At 53.0% G+C, this 17,305-nt stretch carries 16 protein-coding genes; 3 read left to right on the top strand and 13 right to left on the bottom strand.

What is annotated here, in order from left to right:
• The first annotated feature begins 89 nt into the window (after nt 1-89).
• On the top strand, nt 90-665 hold the full coding sequence (locus tag ABIE02_RS18850) for a flavin reductase family protein (protein WP_336994590.1): 576 nt from the start codon (nt 90-92) through the stop codon (nt 663-665).
• On the opposite strand, the gene ABIE02_RS18845 is transcribed toward ABIE02_RS18850, so the two are convergent.
• The 3 genes from ABIE02_RS18845 to ABIE02_RS18835 form a co-directional block, all read right to left on the bottom strand.
• Nucleotides 659-1,276, bottom strand: a complete 618-nt coding sequence (locus ABIE02_RS18845; protein ID WP_032618176.1) for a trypsin-like peptidase domain-containing protein — start codon at nt 1,274-1,276, stop codon at nt 659-661. The two genes, ABIE02_RS18850 and ABIE02_RS18845, sit on opposite strands and share 7 nt — an antisense overlap.
• Before the next feature lie 14 nt (nt 1,277-1,290).
• Complete coding sequence (gene fusA, locus ABIE02_RS18840) at nt 1,291-3,393, bottom strand: elongation factor G (protein ID WP_336994589.1); 2,103 nt, start codon at nt 3,391-3,393, stop codon at nt 1,291-1,293.
• A 122-nt stretch (nt 3,394-3,515) separates the two neighbouring features.
• Nucleotides 3,516-4,394, bottom strand: a complete 879-nt coding sequence (locus ABIE02_RS18835) for an MBL fold metallo-hydrolase (RefSeq protein WP_262660346.1) — start codon at nt 4,392-4,394, stop codon at nt 3,516-3,518.
• Nucleotides 4,395-4,514: 120 nt separating this feature from the next.
• On the opposite strand from ABIE02_RS18835, the gene ABIE02_RS18830 reads away from it, so the two are divergent.
• A complete protein-coding gene (locus ABIE02_RS18830) occupies nt 4,515-5,450 on the top strand; it encodes a LysR family transcriptional regulator (RefSeq protein ID WP_262660347.1) in 936 nt (311 codons plus the stop codon).
• A gap of 213 nt (nt 5,451-5,663) precedes the next feature.
• Here the strand turns inward: ABIE02_RS18830 and ABIE02_RS18825 are convergent, their stop codons facing one another.
• Nucleotides 5,664-6,245, bottom strand: a complete 582-nt coding sequence (locus tag ABIE02_RS18825) for a TetR/AcrR family transcriptional regulator (RefSeq protein ID WP_262660348.1) — start codon at nt 6,243-6,245, stop codon at nt 5,664-5,666.
• A 92-nt stretch (nt 6,246-6,337) separates the two neighbouring features.
• Here ABIE02_RS18825 and ABIE02_RS18820 point away from each other — a divergent pair, with 92 nt between their 5' ends.
• On the top strand, nt 6,338-7,231 hold the full coding sequence (locus tag ABIE02_RS18820; protein WP_032618172.1) for an ABC transporter six-transmembrane domain-containing protein: 894 nt from the start codon (nt 6,338-6,340) through the stop codon (nt 7,229-7,231).
• A gap of 31 nt (nt 7,232-7,262) precedes the next feature.
• Here the strand turns inward: ABIE02_RS18820 and ABIE02_RS18815 are convergent, their stop codons facing one another.
• The 9 genes from ABIE02_RS18815 to ABIE02_RS18775 are packed head-to-tail and all read right to left on the bottom strand — an operon-like array spanning nt 7,263 to nt 17,122.
• On the bottom strand, nt 7,263-8,645 hold the full coding sequence (locus ABIE02_RS18815; RefSeq protein WP_223263948.1) for a hypothetical protein: 1,383 nt from the start codon (nt 8,643-8,645) through the stop codon (nt 7,263-7,265).
• Nucleotides 8,645-8,902 (bottom strand): PAAR domain-containing protein, encoded by a 258-nt coding sequence (locus tag ABIE02_RS18810; RefSeq protein WP_032618206.1) that lies wholly within the window; start codon nt 8,900-8,902, stop codon nt 8,645-8,647. The genes ABIE02_RS18815 and ABIE02_RS18810 overlap by 1 nt, the downstream gene beginning before the upstream one ends.
• A gap of 13 nt (nt 8,903-8,915) precedes the next feature.
• Complete coding sequence (locus ABIE02_RS18805) at nt 8,916-9,611, bottom strand: T6SS immunity protein Tli3 family protein (protein ID WP_336994748.1); 696 nt, start codon at nt 9,609-9,611, stop codon at nt 8,916-8,918.
• 3 nt (nt 9,612-9,614) lie between these two features.
• Nucleotides 9,615-10,322 carry a T6SS immunity protein Tli3 family protein gene (locus ABIE02_RS18800; RefSeq protein ID WP_336994747.1) on the bottom strand — a complete coding sequence of 236 codons (708 nt, stop codon included), beginning with the start codon at nt 10,320-10,322 and terminating at the stop codon, nt 9,615-9,617.
• A gap of 3 nt (nt 10,323-10,325) precedes the next feature.
• Complete coding sequence (locus ABIE02_RS18795) at nt 10,326-11,045, bottom strand: T6SS immunity protein Tli3 family protein (RefSeq protein WP_098946241.1); 720 nt, start codon at nt 11,043-11,045, stop codon at nt 10,326-10,328.
• A gap of 3 nt (nt 11,046-11,048) precedes the next feature.
• Nucleotides 11,049-11,756: a T6SS immunity protein Tli3 family protein gene (locus ABIE02_RS18790; protein WP_144837986.1), complete on the bottom strand. Its 708-nt coding sequence runs from the start codon at nt 11,754-11,756 to the stop codon at nt 11,049-11,051.
• Nucleotides 11,757-11,759: 3 nt separating this feature from the next.
• Nucleotides 11,760-12,467 carry a T6SS immunity protein Tli3 family protein gene (locus ABIE02_RS18785; RefSeq protein WP_032610787.1) on the bottom strand — a complete coding sequence of 236 codons (708 nt, stop codon included), beginning with the start codon at nt 12,465-12,467 and terminating at the stop codon, nt 11,760-11,762.
• Between the two features lie 9 nt (nt 12,468-12,476).
• Nucleotides 12,477-14,612, bottom strand: a complete 2,136-nt coding sequence (locus ABIE02_RS18780) for a T6SS effector phospholipase Tle3 domain-containing protein (protein WP_144837988.1) — start codon at nt 14,610-14,612, stop codon at nt 12,477-12,479.
• The gene (locus ABIE02_RS18775; protein WP_429211410.1) at nt 14,609-17,122 is read right to left on the bottom strand and encodes a DUF2345 domain-containing protein; all 2,514 of its coding nucleotides are present in this window, start codon (nt 17,120-17,122) and stop codon (nt 14,609-14,611) included. Before ABIE02_RS18775 ends, ABIE02_RS18780 begins: the two co-directional genes overlap by 4 nt.
• Nucleotides 17,123-17,305: the final 183 nt, after the last annotated feature.

The raw sequence follows: 17,305 nt of genomic DNA, 5'->3' as shown, positions 1-17,305 counted from the left end.
TGTGACGAATACATGACGTAAATGTTGCGTATTGATTTCCGATGGCTTTCAGACGTTTAATGCTCTGACCCGTTCTGTGAGGAATTTCTATGAGCCACTTCCGCCCCGTTGAGTTAATGCACGCCAGCCGTCTGTTGAATCACGGCCCCACGGTGTTGATCACCAGCCGCGACGACACCCTTGACCGGCGCAATGTGATGGCCGCGGCCTGGTCAATGCCGGTGGAGTTCGAACCGCCGCGCATCGCCATCGTGGTGGATAAAAGCACCTGGTCGCGGGAGCTGATTGAGCGCAGCGGCATGTTCGGGATCGTCATTCCCGGCGTGGCGGCTGCCAACTGGACCTGGGCGGTCGGCAGCTTCAGCGGCCGGGATGAGGATAAATTCAACTGCTACGGCATTCCGGTCATCAATGGCCCGGTGCTGGGCCTGCCGGTTGTGGAAGAGAAGTGTCTGGCATGGATGGAGTGCCGTCTGCTGCCCGCGACACCGGCAGCAGAAAAGTATGACACCCTCTTTGGTGAAGTGGTCTCTGCCGCGGCGGATGAACGGGCGTTTGTCGCCGGGCGCTGGCAGTTTGACGACGATAAGCTTAATACCCTGCACCACCTGGGGGCGGGCACTTTTGTGACCAGCGGGAAGCAGGTAAAAGCACCGGGTCAGTAGGTTTTATAGGGGATCCGCATCCGGTCCAGCAGGTTGGTAAAATCCTGCACCGCGATAAAGACCACGGCCCCTTTGCCCGGGATAACGTTGGTAATGATCCCTACCGTCTCCCCGGTCAGACTGTCCACTACCGGCCCGCCGGACATGCCGGATACCGCCCCCGCCCCGGTGATGACACCGTAGTAGCAGCCGTCACGCTTTACGAAACCGTCAATCTTGCCCATGCTGGATTTTGGCAGGCTGTTGATAGCGCTGTAGCCGAACAGGGTCACGTTGCGTCCGGCTCTGGCATAGGCCAATTGATGCACGATCTTGCCCCGGTTGTTATCGCCAATCACCGCCACATCACAGAGGGGATGTTGCGCCTTAATGGGCTTCAGCAACGGCACCGCGACGTGGGCGGCAGTAAGCGACAGGGTACTGGAGACCGGAAAGGTGGTGCCCTGCATCCCCGCCGCAAGCCAGTTCAACGGCGCAGGCAGGCCAATAAACACCAAATCTGCCTGCCTGGTGGCGGTAAAGTCGGTGCGGCTGGTGCCGGACATCACCACGCACCCAAGCAGTGTCAGGGAGGCCATGAGCGCAGCGAGGGCAAGATGCGGACGCTTCATGGTTCACTCCGGGGCTACTTTTTCGATCGCCCGGCGATGATATCATCCGCCACGATACGCGGCGCTTCGGCGTAATGGTGGAACTCCATGGTGTACGTCGCCCTCCCCTGGGACATGGATCGCAGCGTGGTGGCGTAACCGAACATCTCCGCCAGCGGCACGTCGGCGCGGATAATCTGACTGCCGAACCGCTCCTCCATCCCCTGCACCAGGCCGCGGCGGGAGGAGAGATCCCCCATAATGTTACCGGCGTACTCTTCCGGGGTTTCGACCTCGACGTGCATCATCGGCTCGAGGATCACCGGGTCGGCCTTGCGCGCGGCATCCTTAAAGCCGAAGATGGCCGCCATGCGGAAGGCCATCTCTGAGGAGTCAACGTCGTGGTAGGAGCCAAAGGTCAGGGTTGCTTTGACATCCACCACCGGGTAGCCCGCCAGCACGCCGCTGTTCATCGCTTCCCGCAGCCCCTTCTCCACCGACGGGATATACTCCCGCGGCACCACCCCGCCTTTGGTGGCATCGACAAAGGTAAAACCGCTGCCTGGTTCCTGCGGTTCGAGACTCAGCACCACATGGCCATACTGCCCTTTGCCGCCGGACTGGCGAACGAACTTGCCCTCGATATCGCTCACCCCTTTGCGAATGGTTTCCCGGTAGGTCACCTGTGGACGGCCAATATTGGCCTCGACGCCGAACTCACGCCGCATACGGTCAACGATAATCTCGAGATGCAGTTCGCCCATCCCGGAGATGATGGTCTGGCCGGACTCTTCGTCGGTATGCAGGTGGAAGGAGGGATCTTCTGCCGCCAGACGGTGCAGCGCGATGCCCATTTTCTCCTGGTCGGCTTTGGTTTTTGGTTCGATGGAGAGCGAGATCACCGGTTCCGGGAACTCCATCCGCTCGAGGGTGATCACCGCGCCGGGGTCTGTCAGGGTATCCCCGGTGGTGACATCTTTTAGCCCCACGCAGGCGGCGATATCCCCGGTGCGTAACTCTTCGACGTCATGACGGTCGTTGGCATGCATCAGCACGATGCGCCCGATGCGCTCTTTCTTACCCTTAACCGGGTTGAACACCGCGTCGCCTTTTTTTAACACCCCGGAGTAGACGCGGATAAAAGTCAGCTGGCCGACGTAGGGATCCGACATCAGCTTGAACGCCAGCGCGGAGAAGGGTTCGTCATCGTTAGGGTGACGCTCGGCGTGCTGCCCTTTCTCATCCACCCCGTCGATGGCGGGCACGTCGAGAGGTGACGGCATCAGCTCGATCACCGCATCCAGCATTCGCTGCACCCCTTTGTTTTTAAAGGCGCTGCCACACAGCATCGGCTGGATCTCCCCGGCAACCGTGCGCTGACGCAAGCCACGGATGATTTCCGCGTCGTCCAGGGCGTTGGTTTCAAGGTATTTATCCATCAGATCGTCGCTGGCTTCCGCTGCCGCCGAAACCATTTTTTCCCGCCACGTCTGCGCGGTAGCCAGCAGGTCATCCGGCACCGGGGCATAGTTAAAGGTCATCCCCTGGGTAGCATCATCCCAGATAATGGCCCGCATCTTGATCAGATCGACCACGCCCGTGAAATGATCTTCGGCCCCAATGGGGATCACAATCGGCACCGGGTGGGCTTTCAGCCGGTCTATCATCATCTGCACCACGTGGAAAAAATCGGCCCCCGGACGATCCATCTTATTGACGAAGGCGATACGTGGCACCCGGTACTTATTGGCCTGCCGCCAGACGGTTTCCGACTGCGGCTGCACGCCGCCCACCGAGTCGTAGACCATCACAGCCCCGTCCAGCACCCGCATGGATCGCTCCACTTCGATGGTGAAATCGACGTGCCCGGGGGTGTCGATAATATTGATGTGGTGCGGCTCATAACCGCGATCCATCCCGGACCAGAAGCAGCTTACCGCCGCAGAGGTGATGGTAATGCCCCGCTCCTGCTCCTGCGCCATCCAGTCGGTGATCGCCGCGCCATCGTGGACCTCCCCCAGCTTGTGGCTCACCCCGGTGTAAAACAGGATGCGCTCGGTGGTGGTGGTTTTACCGGCATCAATATGTGCCGAGATGCCGATGTTGCGATAACGCTCAAGAGGAATGGACCGGATCATGATGCATCCTTATGTAATGGACACGACAATCACGCGCTGGGGTAGCGCGTGCAGGTATGTAGATCAGTGTAGTGCCCTGTGAAGGGGGGGACGGGTGATTCTGCGGTCGAAGAGTAGAGAAATCAGACCATCGGAGACCAGCCGTCATAGTGGAGCGTAAACTGTTGTGCCGCCCCCTGTTTCACCGTGGCAGTGATGGGCGCATTGAAATGCATGCCCGAAACGATGAGTTTATCTGTCGCCACGCGCTCCAGAAGACGTTTGCGGGTGGCTGCCGCTGCCGCCGGATCGCTGTCAAAGGCGATGGTCACGTCCGGGTGTTCAACCTGAATATGTGGGAAATGGACAATATCGCCCCAGATGAGAAGGGAATCTTTCTCGTCCCCTATAACGTAGCCGCTGTGCCCGGGCGTATGCCCCGGCAGTGCCACCGCCTGTATTCCCGGCAGGATATCATCGTGTTTGAACGGAACCAGTTTCTGTTCGTAGGCCGCAAAAGCGTTTTGCGCCAGCGCGAAAGCGGGCTTGAAACCCTCCGGGGCAGAAGCCTGTAGCGTTTTATTGCGCCAGAAAGCCAACTCATCCTGATGAACAAAGAGCCGCTCCACATTGCGGAAGTGTGGCGTCTGTAACGGGCCAGCCAGACCGCCAATATGGTCAGGATGCGCATGGGTGAGCAGGATCGTATCAATTTGCAGCGGATCAATTCCTGCTGCTGCCAGCGCCACGGGCAGTCGTCCGCCCCAGCCCTTGAAGTTACCCGCCCCACTGTCGACCAGGATCGTCTGCTTACCGTTCTGAATTACGTAGACGTTGATATTCATTCGCGGCAGCGCCGATACTCCCCGCTGCTGCAGGACCGCTTCCGCTTGTGAACCGGTGATACCGGATAACAGTTCAAATGAAGCATCCAGATAGCCATCGCTCACCAGGGTGACCAGGGTATCGCCCACTTGTTTGCGATTGACTGCGGGTGCCTGGTGATTGTGAAATATCGACATGTCATGACCTCATTGCGTTGGATGACATCAGGATAAGTATTTGCTGGTACAGAAAAAAGTGGCTTTTTCGTATTACACTGTTATCCATTGAGAAACAATCCCACCAAAAGGCTGAAGACGATGAGCGCCAGGATGTTTGAACGGATGAACATATTTGTGGAGGTTGCCGAACAGGGCAGCTTTACCCGGGCGGCAGACAGACTACAGCTTCATCGTCCTGCCGTCACCAAAGCCCTGCAACAGTTGGAAGACGAACTGGGGACAAAACTCCTCCACCGGACCACCCGCAAAATTAGCCTCACCTCTGAAGGGGAGCTTTTTTTTCAGCGAGCTAAAGTCTTACTGCATGAAGTAGACGACGTGCTGGCTTTCTTCTCGCCCACGCGTCCTCCCCGTGGTCGGCTGCGAGTCGATACGCCGCTGTCGCTGGCCCATGCGGTGCTGATCCCTGCGCTCTCCGGGTTTCAGGAAAAATACCCGGATATTGAACTGGAACTGACCTCCTCAGATCACCGCGTCGATATGGTGGCAGAAGGGATTGACTGCGTGATCCGCCTTGGGGAGTTACAGGACTCGACGCTCATCTCCCGGCGTCTGGGTGATGCGCGACTGGTCACCTGCGCGGCGCCCGCTTACCTGGAAAAACACGGCACGCCTACAACCCCTGACGATCTGGCGGGACATAAAGCCGTAATGTTCTTTTCCGGTCAGAGCCGTGCGGTGATGGACTGGCGCTTTATGCAGGACGGCACGCCGAAGATTGTGCGCCCCGCACGAACCATGTTGGTGGATAATTCGGATATCTTGCTCTCGTGCGGGCTTGCCGGCCTGGGAATGTTGCAGGGCATCCGTGCGATTCTGGCTCCGCATCTGGAGTCTGGCAGGCTGGTTGAGGTCCTTACCAGCTACACCACCGTCACTAAACCTATCTCAGTGCTTTATCCCGATCGCCGCTACCTTGCCCCCAAAGTGAGGGTCTTTATCGACTGGTTAAGCGCGCTTTTTGCCGACAATAGCGCCCAACTGCATGGATTGTTACCCCCAGGGAAACAGTGAAGTTCCGCGTGAGCGGTTTTTCCCACGAATGCTGCCCGGTACAGTTTGACCTTCAATTTGTCCGTTACGTCATTCGAGGTGAGAAATGTCAAAAATAGTCATGTTCAACCAGACGGGTAGCGGCTTCGCCTTGCCCGGCCTGCAGCACGTGCCCCCTCTCCCTCGAGAGAGATTAAGGGGGTAGATCGCAGCCCGCCGGGTTAAAACCGGCTCTTACGCCTTATAAATAAACCGTCGGATAAAATCGGCAATATCGGCCTGGACCATTGCGCACTTTTCTGCTGAGGGTCGCACACCCAGAAACTCATCATATCCGCTCAGGAGTGAGATGAGCTGTCGCGTGGTGCGGCTGGCGTCGCACGCGCGGAAGGTTCCATTTTCGACGCCCTCCTCAATGATGTCGCGCACCAGTTCGCTCCACGCCTGCATAATGGATTCAACCAGTTCAGCGTATACGTCGTTATGCAGCGCCAATTGCCAGGTTGCGCCATACAGCTGCCAGGCGGCATCCTGCTCAAAGGGCAAAAAATCGGCGACCAGACGATCCATTTTTTGCGTAGAGGGTAAGGCCGCCACCTCACGCGTAAAGATTTCCAGCTCGTCGCGCATAAACCGCTCCAGCGCCGCAATACACAAGGCCTGCCAGTTGCTGAAATAATGATAAATATGGCTGCGTGAGATCCCTAACGACTCGGTCAACTCACGCGTGGTGACGTTGGCAATCCCCTTCTCCAGAAATAGAGCGATAGCCCCGTCCAGAATCCTGACTTTTAACGCCTCTTTTGCTTCTTTCATCGACCTGCCTATGTTGACTTTGAGCAAGCGCTCAAATAGACTCACCCCACAGATTTGAGCAACCGCTCAAGTCCATCTTAACAAAAAACTTTATGCTTACCTTAAAAAATGCGGCACCCGCCGCAGTATCAAACAGCGCGGTCAAAACCCTCAAACTGCTGGGCCAACGACATAGCCGAAAACTCATTCTCACGTTCTTACTGGTGGCGGCTGAAAATATCACGATGCTGCTCTACCCTCTGCTGGCAGGCTTTGCGATCAATGCCATTGTTACGGGCCAGGCGTTACATGCCGTGCTCTATGCGGTGATGGTGTTTGTGATGTGGGCGATTGGCGCGGCAAGACGCAGCATCGATACCCGCACCTTTGCGCGCATTTACGCCGAGCTGGCCGTTCCGGTCATCATTGCGCAACGCGAAGAGCAGCACAGCGCCTCAACCATTGCCGCACGCGTGGCGCTGTCGCGTGAATTTGTTGATTTCTTCGAGAAACATCTGCCGGTGCTGGTGACCTCTGTCGCGTCAATCATCGGTGCCGCGGCGATGTTGCTCCTGCTACAGTTCTGGACCGGCGTCGCCTGTCTGTTCATCCTGGCTTTTTTTGCCCTCTTTTTACCGGGCTTCTCCTCCAGGAACGAAGCGCTATTCGTGCGACTAAACGATCGGCTGGAAAAAGAGGTGGCGTTCGTGAACAGCGCATCCAGGAGGTCGTTGTCCAGGCACTACGATGTGCTGGCGCGGCTCCGAATTAAGCTGTCAGATCGGGAAGCGTTTGGCTATTTAGCCATCGGTACGGTGACCGCGATTTTATTCGCCAGTACCATACTGACCATGTCGTTCGAAGGCGGAATGGATGCCGGGCATATCTATTCGGTCATGACCTACATGTGGATGTTTGCGATGAGTCTGGATGACGGGCCGCAACTGCTGGAAAAATATTCTCAGCTAAAAGATATTGGCAAGCGGGTAAATACCAGTACCCTTTGAAAGTAAGCGGCTCGCCTGGGCGGTATAAATTTTAGTATCCTATATCCTTATAAGCTTCGTTGGTTTTTACTATTAAAAGTAAAAAACCTGTGCCAATAAAAACAACAAATGGGATGATGATGCTTGCAACAAGCTCCCACATAGAGAGGGGATCATTTTCAACTGCGAAACTAATATAATACGCAAAGAGTGAAACTATAAAGAAAAACGCCGCCATACCTGCAGGCAACAGTGGATTACTCCATGTCCCCCATACAAGGTTTGCAGGAGTGGCGGTTTTCTGAGAAGAGAGCGCAGTAATACTAAATTTGTTTTTTTCTGAAGAAGCCACCAACTGCTCCCCCTGGGCATATTTCACCGCATCTGCCGCCAACGCCAGCGCGAGCCACCGATACCCGGCACTCTTCTCGCCTAATGAGGTATCAAGATCCAAACGTTCCGGCGCCTGCCCCTTTTCATCCAGGGCCTGCATTAACGGGTATTTCTCGGTACGGGAAAGACCGGTATACCAGAGCGTTTTTGGCGTAAGCACAGATTCCACCTGCAGATAGATCGGCATTTTTGCCTCAATATCTGTGACACCGGACATGGGCTGATACAGATAAACCGGTTTTTCACCTTCCTCCCAAACATAATGGTTGGTCAGCAGGAATGCACAGGCATTTTCCATGCACTTTGATTCGTCGTCTTCTTCATGCAAATCAAGAATAACAACTAACCGGTTTTCAATCCTGTAATCTGCCAGATTAGCCCATTGGCTGATAAGCGCATAATCGGGGCATTCCGTCATATATTCAATTTTGCAGGTACTGGCATGATCAACACCCATTCGCTCCAGTGAGCGCCGGAGTTCTTCAATACAATTCTCATTCCCACCGCGAACCCAGACAACGGTTTCAAACACACGATAATTGTATCGATTCAGCTTTTCGGCCATCGGGGCCAGCAGGCGATTAAATATCTGTTCATTACGGGACTGGTCGAAAAGCGCTTCCTGATGAATTTTAACCGGCGTTTTCGGTGCCAGCGGAAACTCCCCTTCAAGCTTCAACATATTCAGTGCCGGTTGCTCCAGAGGAGTGATTGCAGACCAGGCTGCAATAGCCACATTTTTCCGAGCATACGTTTTTAAATTGATTTCTCGCTCTTTTGCGATGAATTTACGCGTTTCGAAATAGTGAACATGGGTATCATCAAACATGAACGCTATATATACAAACATAGAGACAAGGCAGAAAGGCAGAATAACGGAAGGCACAAAAAATATAGCAGTAACATGTTCCTTTTCAGGCCAGGTTAATGCTCTGATCAGCAGACTGGCGCCTATAGCCAGAACATATATGGCAATAATTACCGCGACGGATACATTACTTTCTGCATCTGGCTGTTGCTTGTATAACCACCACTCTTTCATCACGCAGCCCCCGCAACAGGCAAGGTGCTTTTGATTTCGCAGCCACAGGCCGCGTGACAACCATCCACCACAACCCCCTTGCCGTGCATGGTCCAGGTTGGATGACATTCATTGATAGTGAATGTCCCTTTGTGCATAGGGCACTGCACCAGATCACCACTCAGGGCTACAGGCTTACCCATAAAGTCAGCACCAGTGGCTTTTATAACTTTTCCACCGCCTATAAGCGGGTCGTTCAGTCGAATGACACCTTTCATTATTTTTATCTCCTTATCGTCCTGCATCCATATCGCAGCGCATCCGGTCCCAGCCGGTGTAACCTTTCACCTCCGGGACTGTATCAGGTAAGTCCTGATAGTTTTGTTCATGACTTACAACTTTTCCTTCGAGCCATCCCTTAGTAAAGTACACCATACCCCACTTCCAACCGGGAAATTCCGGGGTAATTGACTGGACGGTACCATCGTCAAGTGTGTACGTAATACCGGGGCCCCCAGTGACAACGCGTGGGTCATCGAACGGCTTTGACGACATATAAAGCCGGTGTTTAGTTTGCAAAAAACCCTGATCATTGACGACGGTAAACGACACCGCGTCTTCGGCTGGTGCTCTGTTATCCCCATTAGGCTCATTATGACCGGGAGAAAAGCCAACAGCCCTCCATGTTTCGCCATAATCTTTCGAAACAAGGAATCCATCCACCTCCCAGTTTGGGATAGAAATATAACGTTCTGAAGGATGGATAAATTTACGGGTGAATATCCGGTAAAACTGAAAATAAGGCTGTGAGTGAATGCCCCGCTTTGTATCGGTATACCAGAGTTCTCCCTGACAATCCCAGCCTTTGAGTTCGAGGTAGCGATGGTCATCGAACCGATATACCACCTGCGTCGGTGGCTCCTTCGCCATACAATTAGCAGCCAGTGCAACAGCGGCCACTGCGAGAACGGTACATAATCCTTTCATCATTTATCGCCCTGCATCCATATCACAGCGCATCCGATCCCAGCCGGCGTAATCTTTCACTTCGGGGACTTTATCAGGTAAATCTTGCCAGTTCGTCTTCAGTTGTTGAGAGCTGCCCTCAAGCCCTTGCTTAGTCATGTAGATCATGCCCCAGGCCCAACCAGGGAATCGGGGTTCCAGCCTCCCGTGGACTGTGCCTCCCATACCGTCATCCACCGTATATTCAATGCCCGGGCCGCCAGGCAGAATCCGCGGGTCTTCAAACGGCTTTGACGACATATACAGCCGGTGTCTGGTCTGCAGAAAACCCTGATCGTTGACAACAGTAAACGACTCCGCGTCTTCGGCTGGTGCTCTGTTATCCCCATTAGGCTCATTATGACCGGGAGAAAAGCCAACAGCCCTCCATGTTTCGCCATAATCTTTCGAAACAAGGAATCCATCCACCTCCCAGTTTGGGATAGAAATATAACGTTCTGAAGGATGGATAAATTTACGGGTGAATATCCGGTAAAACTGAAAATAAGGCTGTGAGTGAATGCCCCGCTTTGTATCGGTATACCAGAGTTCTCCCTGACAATCCCAGCCTTTCAATTCCAGGTAGCGATGGTCATCGAACCGATATACCACCTGCATCGGTGGCTTCTTCGCCATACATTCTGCAGCCAGTGCAACAGCGGCCATTGCGAGAATGGCACATAATCCTTTCATCACTTATCGCCCCGCGTCCATATCACAGCGCATCCGATCCCAGCCGGTGTAACCTTTCACTTCGGGGACTTTATCGGGTAAATCTTGCCAGTTCCTCTTCAGTTGTTGAGAGCTGCCCTCAAGCCCTTGCTTAGTCATGTAGATCATGCCCCAGGCCCAACCAGGGAACCGGGGTTCCAGCCTCCCGTGGACTGTGCCTCCCATACCGTCATCCACCGTATATTCAATGCCCGGGCCGCCAGGCAGAATCCGCGGGTCTTCAAAAGGCTTTGACGACATATACAGCCGGTGTTTAGTTTGCAAAAAACCCTGATCATTGACGACAGTGAAAGAGATAACATCATCATAATAAGGCGCGTTACCTCCATCAGGTTCATTGCCTCCAGGCGACATGGATGCCCCCCCTCTTTCCCATGTTTTCCCATAGTCCTTGGATACTGAAAAACCACCAGTAATATGTCCCCACCATGGAATTGCAAGATAGCGTTCTGATGGATGTACGAATTTTTTGGTAAAGATTCGATAAAACTGACTGGCTATTCTTGAATGGAAACCTCGCTTTGTATCCGTGTACCAGAGCTCACCTTCGCAGTTCCAGCCTTTGATTTCTAGGTGGCGGTGATCATCGAACCGATATACCACCTGCGTCGGTGGCTCCTTCGCCATACAATTAGCAGCCAGTGCAACAGCGGCCACTGCGAGAACGGCACATAATCCTTTCATTATTTATCGCCCCGCATCCATATCACAGCGCATCCGATCCCAGCCGGTATAACCCTTAACTTCGGGGACTTTGTCGGGTAGGTCCTGATAGTTTATCTTAAACTGCGCGGTATCCTCTTTTAGAGCTTCTTTGGTGATGTAATCCAGTCCCCATGCATGCCCTGGGAAATGAGGTTCCAGCCTCCCGTGGACTGTGCCTCCCATACCGTCATCCACCGTATATTCAATGCCCGGGCCGCCAGGCAGAATCCGCGGGTCTTCAAACGGCTTTGATGACATGTACAGCCGGTGTTTAGTTTGCAAAAAACCCTGATCATTGACGACGGTAAACGACACCGCGTCTTCGGCCGGTGCTCTTTTCTCCCCATTAGGTTCATTATGACCGGGAGCAAATCCAACAGCCCTCCATGTTTCGCCATAATCTTTCGAAACAAGGAATCCATCCACCTCCCAGTTTGGGATAGAAATATAACGTTCTGAAGGATGGATAAATTTACGGGTGAATATCCGGTAAAACTGAAAATAAGGCTGTGAGTGAATGCCCCGCTTTGTATCGGTATACCAGAGTTCTCCCTGACAATCCCAGCCTTTCAATTCCAGGTAGCGATGGTCATCGAAGCGATATACCACCTGCGTCGGTGGCTCCTTCGCCATACAATTAGCAGCCAGTGCAACAGCGGCCACTGCGAGAACGGCACATAATCCTTTCATTATTTATCGCCCCGCATCCATATCACAGCGCATCCGATCCCAGCCGGCGTACTCTTTTACTTCGGGGACTTTATCGGGTAAATCTTGCCAGTTCGTCTTAAATTGCTGAGTGCTGTTCCCCAGCGCTTGCTTAGTCATGTAGACCATGCCCCAGGCCCATCCAGGGAAACGGGATTCCAGCCTATCGCTTACTTTATTTCCCATCCCGTCATCTACGGTATAAGCAATCCCTGGACCGCCGGGCAAAATGCGTGGGTCTTCAAACGGCTTTGACGAAATATACAGCCGGTGTCTGGTCTGCAAAAAACCCTGATCGTTGACGACGGTAAACGACACCGCGTCTTCGGCTGGTGCTCTGTTATCCCCATTAGGTTCATTATGACCGGGAGCAAAGCCAACAGCCCTCCATGTTTCGCCATAATCTTTCGAAACAAGGAATCCATCCACCTCCCAGTTGGTAATAGCTATATATTTCTCTGACGGATGGATGAATTTACGGGTAAATATTCGATAAAACTGGCTGGCTGGTTGGGTGTGAATACCTCGTTTTATATCCGTGTACCAGAGTTCACCTTCGCAGTCCCAGCCTTTAAGCTCCAGGTAGCGATGGTCATCGAACCGATAAATAACTTGTGTCGGCGGTTCCTTTGCCATGCATTCAGCAGCCATTACAACAGCGGCCACTGCGAAAGCGGTACATAATCCTTTCATGCTCGATCCTTAAGCCAGTTGGCTGTCACTTTTAGGTTTTGGCATTTCCCATTGCAATAACTTTATTTCCTGGAAATCTTCCGACCTGACAATCCCCATCTCAATATGCCTTGGATTACGTGCACGGGGTCGGTTACCGGCATAATCATTCTCCACCCCGAACTCACCTTCAGGCAGCACTTTTTCGGGCTTATTCATATGGAATTTTGTTGAGATCTCAGGTAATTTGCCTGATCGATAATATTCTTTAGCATCACTATTTTTATTCAGTGGGTCGCGCCAGTCTGCCAGATGTAATAGCTCTTCCCAGAATTTCCCAGCCTTATAGTCAAACGATTTACATTGTCCAATTGCCAGATCGAACGCCATCGCATGTGAAGGCGCATATTCACTCATCACAATAGAAGAGTGCTGGCTGTAACCTACCGGATCGGTTTTCTGCCATTCCTTTTCCAGTTCCTCACGAGTTTTCCGCCAGGTAATGGTCAGCACTGGATAGTCTTTAGAACCACTGACCGCTCCATGAATAACGTCGAGTTTTCTGTCGGCCTTTTCAACTTTAAGTTCGTCTGGGGTTAAAATATGTCCCGGTTTCCAGCTAATACGCTGGTAACTGTTGAGCATATACATCGCAGATTCCGTGCGTTTGATGGTGCTGGCCTTGGCTGAATAAGAGATGTAGGCATCCGGGCTATCGGGATCGATATAATACGTATAGGGCGTGTCGCTGGTTTTCGGATCGTTATCAGGATAATTATCCTGACCCTGAAGCTTGAAAATAAAAGGTTCCGGTAATTCCTCGCCATTAACCACTACATCGCGCGCACTGTAGCTGGCATTTGTCCAGAAGGCATATTTTGCATCCCCCTCCTTTCGTGGCGGTAACTCTAAGGGTTTAGCGTCAGGGGCTTTTCCCACCTCACCATGCTGATAAAACACGCGCTGATACAGATTAGGAATTTCACTGGCTAGTTTCTGAGGAATGCCACGCCAGCCGATACCCTGCACATTTTCCAGCGACACGACACCGTCGTTCGGGCAAAAATAGTTATACACTTTACCGTCGTTGCTACGGCAATATCTGTCATCGGATCGCAGCGGGTTATCGGAGGGCTTTCGCAGGATACAGGAGGCCTCCAGGTTCAATAATTCCGCTTCAGACATCTTTCCGCCACCTTTCCATTGCGTATACATCAGGCGACAGAAGTTTTTAAAGGTCTTCTGTCTTGCTGAGTCGGTCTGTTGATAGCCAGGCTGAATATTTTCAGCCACGCGCGACTCTAGTGAATAGGGAGAGTGGTTAAGAATCACACAGTTAACCGGAGCATATCCGGCTTGCTTAACCAGCATATTTGCCAGCATGGTAATGATCGTGCCCTGACTGTGGGCCACAACGTTAATCACATCTTTTACAGTAATAGGCTCACTTCGAATCTGCAGAATCAAATCCGCCAGCCGTTGAGCGGCAAAGAATTGATAAATCCGGTGCGGGTTTTCAAAGATAGGATGCGTGAAATCGCCATCATTAAAGTGCAACGAAGCAAATCCCGCAGCGGCCACACCGAAGCCACCCGCACCGGGTCCTAACATATCGGGGATAGTGGTCGTAGCATTAGCAAAGGTCCCGCCATTTTTGGCAAAGTGCGTATCCAGCGCATTTTTGAAGTTATCGTTGTGGTACTTAAACGGTCCGTTGCCGTCATTACCCAGCGCGGCTTTATTCGCTTCGTTATCTTCCTGGTAAGCATCATAGGGTAAATGGGCTTTGTCACTCATCTTGCCGACCTCTTCCCGGTAGCGTTTCTGATCTGCCCGGTAATCGTCATGGGTGACCGGTTTATATCCCCAGTAAAACGGGATAATGGGCGAGCGACCGGGCGCCGCGATCCTGTAATCTTTCCACTGATGGGCGTAAAAATCCTGGCGGTTAAGCCGTTTCCCCAGTCCTGCAAGTATCCCCTTCTCCTGATTCTGGTAGGCTTCACCCACATCGTTCACGCCGTGGATCAGAATGATAATCCCCGGCATCGGGCGCGGTACTCCCACGTTGCGCGTCTGGGCAGCCTCTCCCAGAGTTCTGTGTACCGGAATATCCCCTTCCGATACCACCCGCGGGGCGTACGGTTTTGTCTTCGACTCCGTCATTCCATCAGCTCCATTTTGTAACTATCGAGGTCGTCAGCATCAAGCAGCGGTGAATGACCCTTGCTGTCCGTGACGCCTTCTACAATCTGGCCGGCCGAATTCGTCAGTCTGAATTTTTTGTTCGCCAGAATTTGCTCCGGGTCATCGCCAGCGTGCAGCTTGTAACGGAGTTTAAATGCGCCTTTCTCGAAGGATGGTGATTGGACTGACGCACTATCCGGACCGTCGTATTTCAGGCTCGGCGCTTTCAGTTCAATGCCGGTTGGCGAGAAAAGGGTAACCAGCCCGTTTGGGCTGATACGGATCCCGCCCCCGCCGCAGACAAACTGCATCCCCTCCCGGGCACTGCCGTTCATCTTCCCGGCGGTGCTGGTCATCGTAAAATCCTTCTGCGACAGCATGTGCATTTCACCGCGCTGTGCCTGAGACGTAATATCTCCCGCGCCGGCAATCATCTGGATACCGAGCTTGCGGGCAAACAGCGAAATTTTCTCCCCCACGGCCAGCGAGAATTTTTTCACCACATTCATGCTGGTATCATTGCCTGCCGTGACGATCAGGTCTTGCCCGGCTGACAGTTGCAGGCTATCCGGGGTCACCTGAGCGACGCCGTTTTTGCCATACGCCAGAATGCCAGGCCCCGTGAGGTGACTTAACGTCTGGCTGAGCGCATTCTGCCGATCGGTTTCCACATGACTGGCACCAGCCGTCAGCGCACTTTGCTGCAGGGTCATCGCCAGCGTTAAGGCTTTCTCCAGTTGCGCAATGGCGTCCGTCATATCCAGCTGTTTTCCCGCGGCACGCGGCTGGGCCTCTGTGGTTATCATCACCCCTTTAGCGGCACGCAGCGCCATCCAGTCGTCGGTACGGGCTTCCACGCCTTCCCCGCGTTTTTTACCTTCCGCATCCACCAGGTGGCCAACGCTGAATTGCCCTTTGCCGTACTCCGTGGAAATCTTGATATGCTCCTTGCCGCGGCGGTCCTCAAGACGGATCTTGTTGGACGCGGCCGTGCGGATCACGTTGCGGCTATCGTTGCGGTTGGTGACTAAATCCGGCCGGCTGCCATCGTGCATTACGTGAGCAATGAAAGGCCGGTCTGGATCGCCGCCTTCAAAACCCACGGCGACCTCGGTTCCGTCCAGTAGTGGAAAGTGGATACCAAAGGTGTCACCCGCATACGCTCTGCCGAGGCGTACCAGGGCGCTTTCGAACCCGTCACGCTTTTCATCAAGGTCAAAATCAAACTTCACCCGGTAGCGACCATGCGCATCAAGCCCGGCATAGGTTTTATCTCCCCCGATAGCCGCCACTCTGGCGGGTATCGTTCCGGCTATCACTGGTCGGGGTATATAGCCAGGGCGGAAGCTGTAGCTCCTGGTACAGGGGATCCCCGACAACACGGCGCGGTAGTGTTCCGCGCGGCTGCTGCGGATAGTCATCTTCGTTATCAGAAAACCGGACTTAAACCCATCAGGGATGGGGCCTGTAGGGTTAAACATAATGCCCGGCTGAAGTTCGGGATCGCTGGTGGTTGCCCCCAGAACACTCTGGCTGTTCAGTAGACGCTCATAGCGCAACCTTGCGTAAAACGTAGCCGTTTCCGCCTCTGTGCCATAACAGTCACCATCAGTGAGATAGGGATCGGCGTAGTGATAGTGTTGCCCGAAAGTGATGCCCTGAGGAATGTCACTCATTTCAATGGTTTTATCCGCCTGCGGTGAATGCGGTTCGCGGTAGTTGTAGGTGCGAACCAGCACGTTTTTAGGGATCAGGTCGTGCTGTTCTTCCAGATCGGTTATGTATTCGGCATAACTGGTCATGCCAGAATGGCGGACATAAGGCACCTGTTTGTCGCAAAAGCGGTAACGGCGGTCAGAATCGCCGAAAATAACCACAGTTTCAGCCTTCACTTTGTCGTGATTCTCTAAGCGGAACCAGATCCCCACTTCAGCCAACAGCCGGCGGATAAACTGCAGATCGGTTTCTTTCCACTGAACGATCATTTCCCGACGCAGATAGTTGTGGCTCAGTTGGTCAAAATCGATGTTGTAGCCTTCAAAGTGACCACTGTCCTTCATTAGCTTTGTGACAAGCTCCGGGACCGTCATGTTCATGTACACGGCGGAACGATAGTTCTTATCCAGCAGCGCCAGCTCATGCTCCAGCACACATTCATACAGGGCTTCATCACCTGAAGACTTAAGGCGGGAAAATTTGGTGATCGTGCCATTGATCTGCCGTACCGGCAGCCAGGGCGTTTGCCCTTGCCAGGCGGCTTTTGGATTGGGGGCACGCAGAATAAATTCAGCCATCTGGTTAAGGACGGCATCAATGGCAATGTTCTGATCCGGACTGGTAAAGCGGATAGTATAGCGCCAGGACTCGCTCAATCCCTCTGTTCCAGTAAATGAATGAACATCAGGAATAACGTTTTGATTATGGGGAAAGTACAGTAAATATCGGTTTAAGGTCGTCTGTTGCTGGAGTAATTCGGATTGCCCTTCCATTGTCAAACATCCTTTTAATTAACGGTGGCTTTATTTCAATATTACACCCCTATTGATAATTAAAATATGATTCAACCCAGCAAAACCAGGCGCCAAAAACTTAATAACATTCACCAAAGAAATTAATAAATATAAAGCAATCAACAAGCAAATATAAAATGGATTATTTATTTACAAAAGGAA

Source organism: Leclercia sp. 1548 (genome assembly GCF_050435045.1).
Classification (GTDB): Bacteria; Pseudomonadota; Gammaproteobacteria; order Enterobacterales; family Enterobacteriaceae; genus Enterobacter; species Enterobacter adecarboxylatus.
This window is presented reverse-complemented; position numbering and strand designations above follow the sequence as displayed.

Excerpts from the sequence above, each read along its gene's own strand:
- ABIE02_RS18825 (WP_262660348.1), bottom strand. The coding sequence starts at position 6,245 with ATGAAAGAAGCAAAAGAGGCGTTAAAAGTCAGGATTCTGGACGGGGCT.
- ABIE02_RS18820 (WP_032618172.1), top strand. The coding sequence starts at position 6,338 with ATGCTTACCTTAAAAAATGCGGCACCCGCCGCAGTATCAAACAGCGCG.
- ABIE02_RS18790 (WP_144837986.1), bottom strand. The coding sequence starts at position 11,756 with ATGAAAGGATTATGTGCCGTTCTCGCAGTGGCCGCTGTTGCACTGGCT.
- ABIE02_RS18795 (WP_098946241.1), bottom strand. The coding sequence starts at position 11,045 with ATGAAAGGATTATGTGCCGTTCTCGCAGTGGCCGCTGTTGCACTGGCT.
- ABIE02_RS18850 (WP_336994590.1), top strand. The coding sequence starts at position 90 with ATGAGCCACTTCCGCCCCGTTGAGTTAATGCACGCCAGCCGTCTGTTG.
- ABIE02_RS18810 (WP_032618206.1), bottom strand. The coding sequence starts at position 8,902 with ATGAAAGGTGTCATTCGACTGAACGACCCGCTTATAGGCGGTGGAAAA.
- ABIE02_RS18835 (WP_262660346.1), bottom strand. The coding sequence starts at position 4,394 with ATGTCGATATTTCACAATCACCAGGCACCCGCAGTCAATCGCAAACAA.
- ABIE02_RS18845 (WP_032618176.1), bottom strand. The coding sequence starts at position 1,276 with ATGAAGCGTCCGCATCTTGCCCTCGCTGCGCTCATGGCCTCCCTGACA.
- ABIE02_RS18805 (WP_336994748.1), bottom strand. The coding sequence starts at position 9,611 with ATGAAAGGATTATGTACCGTTCTCGCAGTGGCCGCTGTTGCACTGGCT.
- ABIE02_RS18830 (WP_262660347.1), top strand. The coding sequence starts at position 4,515 with ATGAGCGCCAGGATGTTTGAACGGATGAACATATTTGTGGAGGTTGCC.
- ABIE02_RS18785 (WP_032610787.1), bottom strand. The coding sequence starts at position 12,467 with ATGAAAGGATTATGTACCGCTTTCGCAGTGGCCGCTGTTGTAATGGCT.
- ABIE02_RS18780 (WP_144837988.1), bottom strand. The coding sequence starts at position 14,612 with ATGACGGAGTCGAAGACAAAACCGTACGCCCCGCGGGTGGTATCGGAA.
- fusA (WP_336994589.1), bottom strand. The coding sequence starts at position 3,393 with ATGATCCGGTCCATTCCTCTTGAGCGTTATCGCAACATCGGCATCTCG.
- ABIE02_RS18800 (WP_336994747.1), bottom strand. The coding sequence starts at position 10,322 with ATGAAAGGATTATGTGCCATTCTCGCAATGGCCGCTGTTGCACTGGCT.
- ABIE02_RS18815 (WP_223263948.1), bottom strand. The coding sequence starts at position 8,645 with ATGAAAGAGTGGTGGTTATACAAGCAACAGCCAGATGCAGAAAGTAAT.
- ABIE02_RS18775 (WP_429211410.1), bottom strand. The coding sequence starts at position 17,122 with ATGGAAGGGCAATCCGAATTACTCCAGCAACAGACGACCTTAAACCGA.